9 protein-coding genes are annotated in these 10288 nt (G+C 35.0%); 5 read left to right on the top strand and 4 right to left on the bottom strand.

The genetic code is table 11. The features are described 5' to 3' along the window. Both Q1J40_RS06165 and Q1J40_RS06160 read left to right on the top strand, forming a co-directional pair. The coding region (locus Q1J40_RS06165; protein WP_301099172.1) for an FAD-linked oxidase C-terminal domain-containing protein at positions 1–1970 on the top strand (1970 nt) is incomplete at its 5' end. Positions 1971–1999: 29 nt separating this feature from the next. Next, positions 2000–2419 carry a hotdog fold thioesterase gene (locus Q1J40_RS06160; protein WP_301099171.1) on the top strand — a complete coding sequence of 140 codons (420 nt, stop codon included), beginning with the start codon at positions 2000–2002 and terminating at the stop codon, positions 2417–2419. A gap of 44 nt (positions 2420–2463) precedes the next feature. Here Q1J40_RS06160 and glnA read toward each other — a convergent pair whose 3' ends face one another. Next, positions 2464–3885 carry a type I glutamate--ammonia ligase gene (glnA, locus tag Q1J40_RS06155; RefSeq protein ID WP_301099170.1) on the bottom strand — a complete coding sequence of 474 codons (1422 nt, stop codon included), beginning with the start codon at positions 3883–3885 and terminating at the stop codon, positions 2464–2466. 234 nt (positions 3886–4119) lie between these two features. On the opposite strand from glnA, the gene Q1J40_RS06150 reads away from it, so the two are divergent. Further along, entirely contained in the window at positions 4120–4785 is a 666-nt protein-coding gene (locus Q1J40_RS06150; RefSeq protein WP_301099169.1) for an NAD(P)H-dependent oxidoreductase, read from the top strand. Between the two features lie 224 nt (positions 4786–5009). Here the strand turns inward: Q1J40_RS06150 and rluC are convergent, their stop codons facing one another. Continuing rightward, complete coding sequence (gene rluC / locus Q1J40_RS06145) at positions 5010–5972, bottom strand: 23S rRNA pseudouridine(955/2504/2580) synthase RluC (protein WP_301099168.1); 963 nt, start codon at positions 5970–5972, stop codon at positions 5010–5012. Positions 5973–6100: 128 nt separating this feature from the next. Between rluC and Q1J40_RS06140 the strand changes: the two genes are divergently transcribed. After that, positions 6101–7042, top strand: a complete 942-nt coding sequence (locus Q1J40_RS06140; protein WP_301099167.1) for a mechanosensitive ion channel family protein — start codon at positions 6101–6103, stop codon at positions 7040–7042. Between the two features lie 166 nt (positions 7043–7208). Here the strand turns inward: Q1J40_RS06140 and Q1J40_RS06135 are convergent, their stop codons facing one another. Beyond that, positions 7209–8555 carry a GntP family permease gene (locus tag Q1J40_RS06135; RefSeq protein WP_301099166.1) on the bottom strand — a complete coding sequence of 449 codons (1347 nt, stop codon included), beginning with the start codon at positions 8553–8555 and terminating at the stop codon, positions 7209–7211. A gap of 196 nt (positions 8556–8751) precedes the next feature. Between Q1J40_RS06135 and Q1J40_RS06130 the strand changes: the two genes are divergently transcribed. Then, a complete protein-coding gene (locus Q1J40_RS06130) occupies positions 8752–9267 on the top strand; it encodes a gluconokinase (RefSeq protein ID WP_301099165.1) in 516 nt (171 codons plus the stop codon). Here Q1J40_RS06130 and gntR read toward each other — a convergent pair. Further along, entirely contained in the window at positions 9264–10259 is a 996-nt protein-coding gene (gntR, locus tag Q1J40_RS06125) for a gluconate operon transcriptional repressor GntR (protein ID WP_301099164.1), read from the bottom strand. The two genes, Q1J40_RS06130 and gntR, sit on opposite strands and share 4 nt — an antisense overlap. Positions 10260–10288 lie beyond the last annotated feature (29 nt).

Below are 10288 nucleotides of genomic sequence, written 5' to 3'. Positions count from 1 at the left end.
TGGATCAAAAAATTGTGGAAGGGACAAGCGGTTTGATTGGCTATCAACTTTGCAACGATCTCACCTCTATCGAAAAAATTTATGCTATGCGTAAAAAAGCAGTGGGATTATTAGGTAATGCAAAAGGTTGGGCAAAACCTATCGCCTTTGTGGAAGATACCTGTGTGCCACCTGAAAACTTAGCCGACTATATCGTAGAATTTCGCAAACTATTAGATGATCATCACTTAGAATATGGAATGTTTGGACACGTTGATGCTGGGGTATTACACGTTCGCCCAGCTTTAGATTTAACTGATCGTGAACAAGTCACTAAATTCAAACAAATTTCAGATCAAGTGGTTGAGTTAACCGCCAAATATGGAGGGTTAATCTGGGGTGAGCACGGAAAAGGTATGCGTTCTGTCTATGGTGAACGATTCTTTGGCGAAACACTCTGGCGAGAACTTCGCTATATTAAATTTTTATTTGATCCTAATAACCGCTTAAATCCAGGAAAAATTTGTACACCATTAGATAGTCAAGCTCAACTTTATCCTATTAACTCTACAATGCGAGCAGACTTTGATCGCAAGATTCCTATTGAAGTAAGAGATGCTTTCAAAGGCGCAATGAGTTGTAACGGAAATGGACTCTGCTTTAATTTTGATGTGCATAGTACGATGTGTCCTTCAATGAAAATATCGGGGAACCGCGTCTTTTCACCAAAAGGACGGGCGGCTTTAGTGCGTGAATGGCTACATTTACTCACTGAGCAAAAAGTTTCGCCTGATGATCTTATTTTTAATACACAGAAAAAGACGACTAAGTTAGTTGATTTTGTTGCCAAACTGCGTAATCAACTATATAAGAAAAGTGAATACGATTTTTCTCATGAAGTTAAGGCGGCAATGGATACTTGTCTTGCCTGCAAGGCTTGTGCAAGCCAATGTCCGATTAAAATTGATGTGCCAACTTTCCGTGCTCAATTTAATGCCTTGTATCATCAACGTTATCTACGTCCAATCAAAGATTATGTAGTCTCTAATTTAGAATTTATTGCACCACTAATGGCAAAACAACCCTCCTTTTTTAACTTTTTTAGTACCAATAAAATAGCAGAAAAAATTGCGGGTAAAACTATTGGGATGGTTGATTTACCAGCTTTATCTTCACCAAATCTCACAAGTCAATTAAAGCAAATTGACTATCAATCAGAAAGTTTGGAAAGTCTAGAATTGAAAGTAGCAAGCGGTCAGTTAGCCTCAGAAATTCACCAATATTTGTTTATCGTGCAAGATCCTTTTACTTCTTACTACGATGCGAATGTGATTGCTGATTTTGTCCAACTTTGTCAAAAATTAAACTTTAAACCGATTGTGTTGCCATTTAAACCAACAGGCAAAGCACAACACATCAAAGGATTTTTAAAACAGTTTGCCAAAACAGCGAAGAATCAAGCAGATTTTCTAACTCGAATTGCAAAATTAGGGATTCCACTGGTGGGGGTCGATCCTGCATTAACTTTGATTTATCGAGAAGAATACAAAGATATTCTTAAACAAGATTATGGCGATTTTAAAGTTCTATTGGCTCACGAATGGTTGTTTGACCAATTGCAAAAAGGTGTACTTGAGAATTGCAAAAAAGGCATAGAATCTGACCGCTTACCATGGTATCTTTTTTCCCATTGTACCGAATCTACCGCATTGCCTAATAGCCCAAAAATCTGGCAACAAATTTTTGAACACTTTGGAGAAATATTGAGTGTCGAAAATACAGGTTGTTGTGGTATGGCAGGAACATTTGGTCACGAAACACAACATATTGTGATGTCTAAAGCTATTTATGCACAATCGTGGCAAGTGAAATTACAAGGCAAAAATTTAGCACGTTGTCTTGCAACCGGCTACTCTTGCCGAAGCCAAGTAAAACGAATGGAGCATAAAATTTTAAAACATCCTGCTCAAGCATTATTAAGTATTCTATAAAACTTATTCTACAAAACTGAGGAAATAAAATGATCTGGAAAAAAACAATGTCACTTGCAGATTGCAATAAATTCTGCCAACAAACTGCTATTTCGCATTTAGGAATTGAATTTACCCAACTGGGCGATGATTATTTAGAAGCGACAGTGCCTGTTGATCATCGTACAGTACAACCTTTTGGGTTATTACATGGCGGTATTTCAGCAACATTGGCAGAAACATTAGGTTCACTTGGTGCGGCATTATGCTGTGATGAAAATCAAATTCCAGTAGGAACAGAGTTAAATATCAGCCATATAAAAGCTGTTAGACAAGGTAAAGCAAGAGGTAAAGCAAAACCAGTCCATTTAGGTGGTTCTAGCCAAGTTTGGCAAATTGATATTTATAACGAAAAAGACGAGCTTTGCGCCGTATCACGATTAAGTGTTCGAGTTTTAGATAAAAAATAGGACGCCAACTGGCGTCCTCACAATCATCAAATGTATGTAGCAAATTATGCGTAGTACATTTCAAATTCAACTGGATGTGGAGTCATGTTTAAACGCTCTACATCTTTTTGTCTCATTTCAATATAAGTTTCAATGAAATCTTTAGTAAATACCCCACCTTGTGTTAAGAAATCATGATCTTGTTCCAATGCAGCTAAAGCCTCTTCTAATGAGCTAGCAACTGCCGGAATATCTTTCAATTCTTCTGGTGGTAAATCATATAAGTTTTTATCCATTGCATCGCCTGGGTGAATTTTATTAATCACACCATCAAGTCCTGCCATTAATAATGCAGAGAATGCTAAATATGGGTTAGCAAGTGGATCTGGGAAACGTGCTTCGACACGCGTTGCTTTTGGTGTTGTTACCGCAGGAATACGAATTGAGGCAGAACGGTTACTTGCAGAATAAGCAAGTAATACAGGCGCTTCGAATCCCGGAACTAAACGTTTATAAGAGTTAGTTGCTGGGTTAGTAAACGCATTTAATGCTTTAGCGTGCTTGATAATTCCGCCAATGTAATAAAGTGCAGTTTCAGACAATCCTGCATATTTATCACCCATAAAGACGTTTTTACCATCTTTACTTAACGACATATTACAGTGCATACCAGAACCATTATCTCCAACGATTGGTTTTGGCATAAAGCAAGCAGTTTTGCCATGCTCAACGGCTACGTTTTGAACTACATATTTATAAATTTGTGTTTCATCTGCTTTAAGTGTTAGGCTATTGAAACGTGTTGCAATTTCATTCTGACCTGCAGTTGCAACTTCATGATGGTGTGCTTCAATAACTAAACCTAATTCTTCCATAATTAAACACATTTCTGAACGAATATCATGAGCCGTATCGTTTGGTGCAATTGTACAGTATCCTCCTTTTTTCAAAGGACGATATGCATTGTTTCCACCTTCATAACGTTTATTTGTATTCCAAGCACCTTCAATATCGTCAACTTCGTATGAATTACCATTCATTCCTACACCAAAACGCACATCATCAAATAAGAAGAATTCAGGTTCTGGTCCAAAAAGTACACTATCTGCAACACCTGTGGATTTTAAGTAGTTTTCTGCACGAATTGCGATTGAACGTGGATCACGATCATAGCTTTGCATGGTATTTGGGTCAGAAACACTACAACGAATGGTTAAGGTTGGGATTTGAGCGAAAGGGTCTACAACGGCGGTTTCAGGAATTGGCATGAGTAACATATCGGCTTTGTTAATTGTTCGCCACCCTTCTACCGAAGATCCATCGAACATTTTACCATCTTCAAATAAATCTTCTAAATCATCGGTAACAAGCGAAACTGGTAATGAAACACCATGCTCTTTACCTCGAATATCAGTAAATTTGAGTAATACAAACTTAATATCATTCTCTCTAATGAGTTTTGCCACATTGGCAATAGCATCTGACATAATTAGGAAATCCTTGCGTTAAAGTGGGAAATAACTACATATTCACAAATATTTTGCGAAGGTAGAAAGATACTTTATTTTGATTCAAGTTTAAATAAGGATTATCAAAAATTTTATAATTTTTATGTAATCCAACTAGCAATCAGTAAATCCTTTTGGTTTTTTTGTAAATTACTGTAACATTAGACCGATTGGTCAATTAATTTTTATATTAATAAGTGATTGGAGAATTTTATGACAAATATTACAAAAGAAGCAGTACTAGAAGGTTTCCATTATCGAGCATCAACTCGCCATTATGATCCAACCAAAAAAATCCCTCCAGAAGATTTTAATTACATTTTAGAACTTGCTCGTTTATCGCCAAGTTCAGTTGGTTCAGAACCTTGGAAATTCGTTGTTATCCAAAATCAAGAACTTCGTCAAAAACTCAAACCTGCAAGCTGGGGAATGCAAAGTCATGTAGATGCTGCAAGCCATTTAGTCGTTATTTTAGCTAAAAAAAATGCACGTTATGATTCAGAATTTCTACGTGAATCTATGATAAGAAGAGGACTAACCGCCCCAGAAAAACAAGCTGCAGCTTTAGAAAAATATAAGAAGTTTCAAATTGATGATGCCCATATTGCCGATAATGAAAGAACATTATTTGATTGGGCTAGTAAACAGACTTACATTGCATTAGCTAATATGATGACTGGTGCTGCATTAGTAGGAATTGATAGCTGTCCTGTGGAAGGATTCGATTATGATGAAGTCAATCGAATTTTAGTCGAAGCAGGAGCATTTGATCCAAAAGAATGGGGTGTTTCAGTAATGGTAACATTTGGCTATCGGAATAGAGAGATTAAGCCTAGACTACGTAAACCTATGGATGAAATAGTCACTTGGATTGAATAAATTTGGTGTTAGCAATAAAAATTTGAGAAGTAATCTGCTTCCTAAAATTAGTTTGTATTTTAAACCTAATTTCTAATTGATGATTAAGAAGCAGATTATTTATGACTAAGTACTCAAAAGAACAGTCAACTCAGCTAATCATGAAGAATTACTATTGAGCTAATGAAAAATAGGTTTCAAAGCAAAAAAATAGTAAGAATGATATCTTTTGCTAATTTTATTTATTATTTTTCTGCTCTTAGCTTCTCTAATATACTTTTTAGATAGTTATCTAATGGAGCAATAATTACCATTTCTTCTTCTGTGCGGGGATGAGTAAATCGAATAGAATAAGCATGTAAAAATAAACGAGTTAATCCTAATGTTTGCATAGTCGCATCAAACTCACGATCGCCATATTTATCATCTAAGGCAATAGGATGACCTGCAAATTTGGTATGCACACGAATCTGATGAGTTCTTCCTGTTACTGGAGAGGCTTTAATTAAAGTCGCATTATTGTAGCGTTCCTCAATAGTAAATCGTGTTTCTGAAGGTTTACCCTCTTCATTTACCCTCACAATACGTTCACCACTCGCTAATTCATTTTTTAGTAGAGGAGCTTTAATCACTTTAGTATGTGATTGCCATTGTCCACGCACTAATGCTAAATAATCTTTTTGTATAGTTTTTTCTCTTAATTGTTGGTGTAAATTACGTAGAGCAGAACGTTTTTTAGCAACAAGTAAAATACCAGAAGTATCACGATCAATCCTATGTACTAATTCTAAAAATTTTGCTTGAGGACGCAAAGATCTTAATGCTTCAATTACCCCAAAACTTAAACCACTACCACCATGAACAGCAATACCAGAGGGTTTGTTAACCACCAACAGAACTTCATCCTCATATAAAATTTGTGATTCTAGTTCTGCCACTTTATGTAATTTTGTTGAAATAGGAGGTGTATTTTTTTCTGATACTCTTACAGGAGGAATACGCACAATATCTTCAGCTTGTAACTTATATTCAGGTTTAACTCGTCCTTTATTTACACGAACTTCACCTTTACGAACAATACGATAGATTAAACTTTTAGGAACGCCTTTTAATTTCCCAAGTAAGAAATTATCCAGTCGTTGGCCAGACTCATCCTCACTAATAGTGATAAATTTTACAGAAGTATTGATTACTTTTTGGCTTGTCATATTATAGATATAAATAAATGGGAAAGTAGTGTGAATGCTACCATAAATTTTCTCTTTTCGGGAAATCTCATTATGTTAGAATTCACAACTGCTTGTAGCATTGTACAATTTAATTTAGGAGAGGGTTGATGACAACAACATCAGAATTAGCAGGTGAAACCGGAGTTAATAAAGTTGCTGAGGTTGCTCAGAACTTAAATATACAAGAGGTTGCTAATGTGTTCAAAGAAGTGACTTCGATGGATTTACATACTATTTTGGAGCAATGGATTATACCTTATGGTACTAAAATAATTCTTGCTATCCTTATTTATATTGTTGGAAAATTTCTGGCTCGTGTTGGGAGCCGAGTTTTTGGAAGAATTGCTTATGCTTCTAGTAAAGATGAGATGTTACAAAGTTTTGTAACTTCGATGAGTTATTTTTTATTATTACTTATCGTTGTTATTGCATCATTATCACAACTAGGGATTAATACCAGTTCATTAGTTGCGTTAATTGGTGCTGCTGGTTTAGCTATTGGTTTAGCATTACAGAATTCTTTACAAAATTTTGCAGCGGGTGTAATGATCCTTATTTTCAAGCCATTTAAGAAAGGTGATTTTATTGAGGCCGCTGACATTAGTGGTACTGTTGAGCAAATGGGATTAATTGTATTAGAGTTACGTACGACGGATAATAAAACCATATTGGTACCAAACGGAAAAGTTTTTGCTGATAGTATTACTAACTATTCACAAAATGAAACACGTCGTATAGATATGATTTTTGATATCAGTTATGAATCTGATATAGAAAAGGCTAAAAATATTATCGCAAGAATTTTAAATGAAAATGAAAAAGTGCTGAAGTATCCTACACCGACTATTGCGGTGGGAAATTTAGCAACGAGTAGTGTTCAAATATTTGTTCGACCTTGGGTTAAAAATGGAGAATATTTCCCTGTACAATATGCTGTATTAGAGACAGTTAAATTAGAATTTGATAAAGCAGGTATATCTATACCTTATGATCAATTACAGCTACATTTACCAGAAGAAACATCTGTTTCAATAACTAGTAAAGAATAGCCGATATAATTTCAAGCCCTGAATTTACAGGGCTTTTAACTTATACCACAATTTGCATAAATCACTATTGTGAGATAATGATTTTCAATAAATCAGGTAGTTACACCAATTATAATATAGGTTTCTATATTTACTCTTTTTAACTTATTACACTCTTATGTATATCTTACAAAATAATGCTACCTATTAATGCAATAATAAATCCAACAACACCAATTGATGTTTCTAATGCTGTCCACGTTTTTAAGGTGGTTTTCTCATCCATATCTAAAAATCTGCTCACTAGCCAGAATCCAGAATCATTCACATGAGAAAGAACTGTTGCACCTGAAGCAATAGCAATCACAATAAAACAAAGATCAAATTGACTTAAATCTGTTGCATTTGCCACAGTTGGAGCAATTAATGCAGCAGTTGTTGTTAAAGCTACAGTAGCAGAGCCTTGTGCAACTCGCAATACTGTCGCAATTAAGAAAGCTGCAATAATAACCGGCATTCCTGTATCAGACATCATATTTGACAATACATCGCCTATGCCACTAGCTCTTAATACACCACCAAACATACCTCCAGCCCCTGTTACTAAGATAATAGAACATATAGGACCTAAAGCATTATTACAAATTTTTTCAATTTGTTCATAACTACGTTTATCTCTTAACAGAACAATTGCAACAATCAAAGTTATTAATAATGCAACAGGTGTTTTACCAATCAAACGTAAACTTTCCACCCATAATGCTGATCCATCAATAACTTTAGTTACACTTAATGTATTTAAACCTGTATCAAACAAAATGAGAAGAATAGGTAATAATAAAACAACAATTACTCGTTTAAAGCTTGGAGGAGTATGTGTTCCATCATTAGTAACACCTGTATTCAAAAATGTTTTTGGTAAATCGACATGAATTTTTTTACTAATAAACATACTGAACAAGTAAGTCCCAATATACCAGGTAGGAATAGCACATACCAAACCAACAATAACCAGTAATCCCATATTTACCCCTAATAGATCACCAGACGCAACTGGACCTGGATGAGGAGGTAAAAACGCATGCATAACAGCAAAAGCCCCTGCCGATGGAAATGCATAACGTAGAACAGAGCCACCAAATTGTTTTGCTACGCTAAAAATGATAGGTAACATAACTACCAACCCTGCATCGAAAAATATAGGAAAACCAAATAATAAAGAAGCAATACCTAATGCCAAAGGTGCTTTATCTTGACCAAACTTGTTGATCATAGTATCTGCTAATACTTTCGCACCACCTGTTATTTCTAGAATTCCACCAATCATGGCGCCTAATCCAACAAGTAATGCAACGGAAGCCAATGTACTGCCAAATCCTGATAATAATGTTGGTAAAATTTTATCGACAGAAATACCTGTCGCTAAAGCTGTCAATAAACTCACAATAATCAAAGCCACAAAAGCGTGTACTTTAAATTTCATAATCAGCACTAGCAATAAAACTATTGCTACTATCATAGTGAAAATAAGCATTTTCCCTCCATTTTTTGTTACTGGTAACATGAGTAAATATCATAAAAAATACCTAAAATTGCAATAATATTATTTTAATTTTGTGAATACCTTCAAATTTTATTAATAAACAATATAAAAAATGTAAATCACATGGTAAATTATGCAATAAAATAGTTATCGGTAACATCTTGCGATTTAATGTGGGGATAGAATAATGTCAAAAGGAAATGTTTTTATTTTAATGGGTGTCTCAAGCACAGGAAAAACAACGATTGGAACTGAAATTTCACATCAATTGAATATTAAACTTATTGATGGCGATGATCTTCACCCTAAAGCCAATATTATAAAAATGGGCAATGGTATCCCGTTAAATGACGAAGATAGACTGCCATGGCTAGAGCGTATCAATGATGCTGCATTTAGCTTAGAGCAGAAACATGAAGATGGCATTATCATTTGCTCAGCACTTAAAAAGTATTATCGAGACTTAATTCGTAAAGGTAATAAAAATATTACTTTTATATTTTTGCATGGGGAATTTGAGTTAGTTTTAGAAAGAATGAAACAACGCAAAGGGCATTTTATGAAAACGGAAATGCTTAAAAGCCAATTTGATACATTAGAAATTCCACAAAATGATGAAAAAGATGTCATCTTTATTGATATTAATGCTTCTTTTGAACAAGTTACCGCGGACTGTATCAAAGCTATTCAACAAAAGCGCTAACAACTTTCTCCCAAATGTATTTTATACCCTAAATCAATAATAGGGCCTTGCGTTTGTCCATCTTGAATACGACTAAGTAATTCTTGTGCGGCTACTTTACCTATTTCTAAACGAGGGGTAATGACACTAGCTAATTGTGGAGTTAATGACTGACCAACATCTAATCCGTGAAAACCAGCTATAGCCATTTGTTCTGGTACTTTAATCCCTAATCGTTGGCACTCAAATAAAGCACCTATAGCTAGATCATCATTAGTACAAAATATTCCATTAGTCTCTGGATATAAATCTAACGCTTGTTGGAGTTGTTTTGCACCTAAGGTAAAAGACGAAGCTTCTTCAGTAATTAAGCTATTTGGTTTAAACCCATGTTTCCTCATTGATTGCTCATATCCTTGCATCTTGAGTTGAGTCCGCTTATCCATACGAGCAGAAAAATAAATAATATGATGATGCCCTCGCTGAATCAGCATATCCACCATTGTTTCTGCTGCAACAACATTATTAAAGCCTATCGCTTGTTGTCGCCCTACTTGGCTACTTTCCATAATTTCAATTACAGGTATCTTTGCGACTTCAAGCATTTTCAAGGTACGATCAGAATGCTGTGTTTCAGATAAAATAAGCCCATCTACATTGTAAGAAAGCAAAGATTCAATTCGTTGTTCTTCCTTTTTAACGCTATACCCGTAGTGTGCTAGCATTGTTTGATAACCAGCTTGATCAGTGACGGATTCAATCCCCTTAATCACATCAGCAAAAACCTGATTAGTAAGAGATGGAACTAACACACCAATTGCTTTACTCTTCGCATTAGACAAGATTTCTGGTGCTCGATTGGGAATGTAACCAAAAAGCTCAATAGCTTCGGCAATCCTTTTTTGTGTTTGAGAAGCAACTGAATCTGGATTTCTTAAATAACGACTTACCGTCATTTTCGTAATACCCAAATGAGTTGCAATATCCTGTAATGTCGGGCGTCTATACTTCATTGTTTATTTTAATAATTTTTAAATCACTC

The organism is Otariodibacter sp., assembly GCF_029256985.1.
Taxonomy (GTDB): Bacteria; Pseudomonadota; Gammaproteobacteria; order Enterobacterales; family Pasteurellaceae; genus Otariodibacter.
The sequence above is the reverse complement of the archived record's forward strand: the minus strand, read 5'-3'. Positions and strand labels throughout refer to the sequence as shown.

Excerpts from the sequence above, each read along its gene's own strand:
- Q1J40_RS06160 (WP_301099171.1), top strand. The coding sequence starts at position 2,000 with ATGATCTGGAAAAAAACAATGTCACTTGCAGATTGCAATAAATTCTGC.
- glnA (WP_301099170.1), bottom strand. The coding sequence starts at position 3,885 with ATGTCAGATGCTATTGCCAATGTGGCAAAACTCATTAGAGAGAATGAT.
- Q1J40_RS06150 (WP_301099169.1), top strand. The coding sequence starts at position 4,120 with ATGACAAATATTACAAAAGAAGCAGTACTAGAAGGTTTCCATTATCGA.
- rluC (WP_301099168.1), bottom strand. The coding sequence starts at position 5,972 with ATGACAAGCCAAAAAGTAATCAATACTTCTGTAAAATTTATCACTATT.
- Q1J40_RS06140 (WP_301099167.1), top strand. The coding sequence starts at position 6,101 with ATGACAACAACATCAGAATTAGCAGGTGAAACCGGAGTTAATAAAGTT.
- Q1J40_RS06135 (WP_301099166.1), bottom strand. The coding sequence starts at position 8,555 with ATGCTTATTTTCACTATGATAGTAGCAATAGTTTTATTGCTAGTGCTG.
- Q1J40_RS06130 (WP_301099165.1), top strand. The coding sequence starts at position 8,752 with ATGTCAAAAGGAAATGTTTTTATTTTAATGGGTGTCTCAAGCACAGGA.
- gntR (WP_301099164.1), bottom strand. The coding sequence starts at position 10,259 with ATGAAGTATAGACGCCCGACATTACAGGATATTGCAACTCATTTGGGT.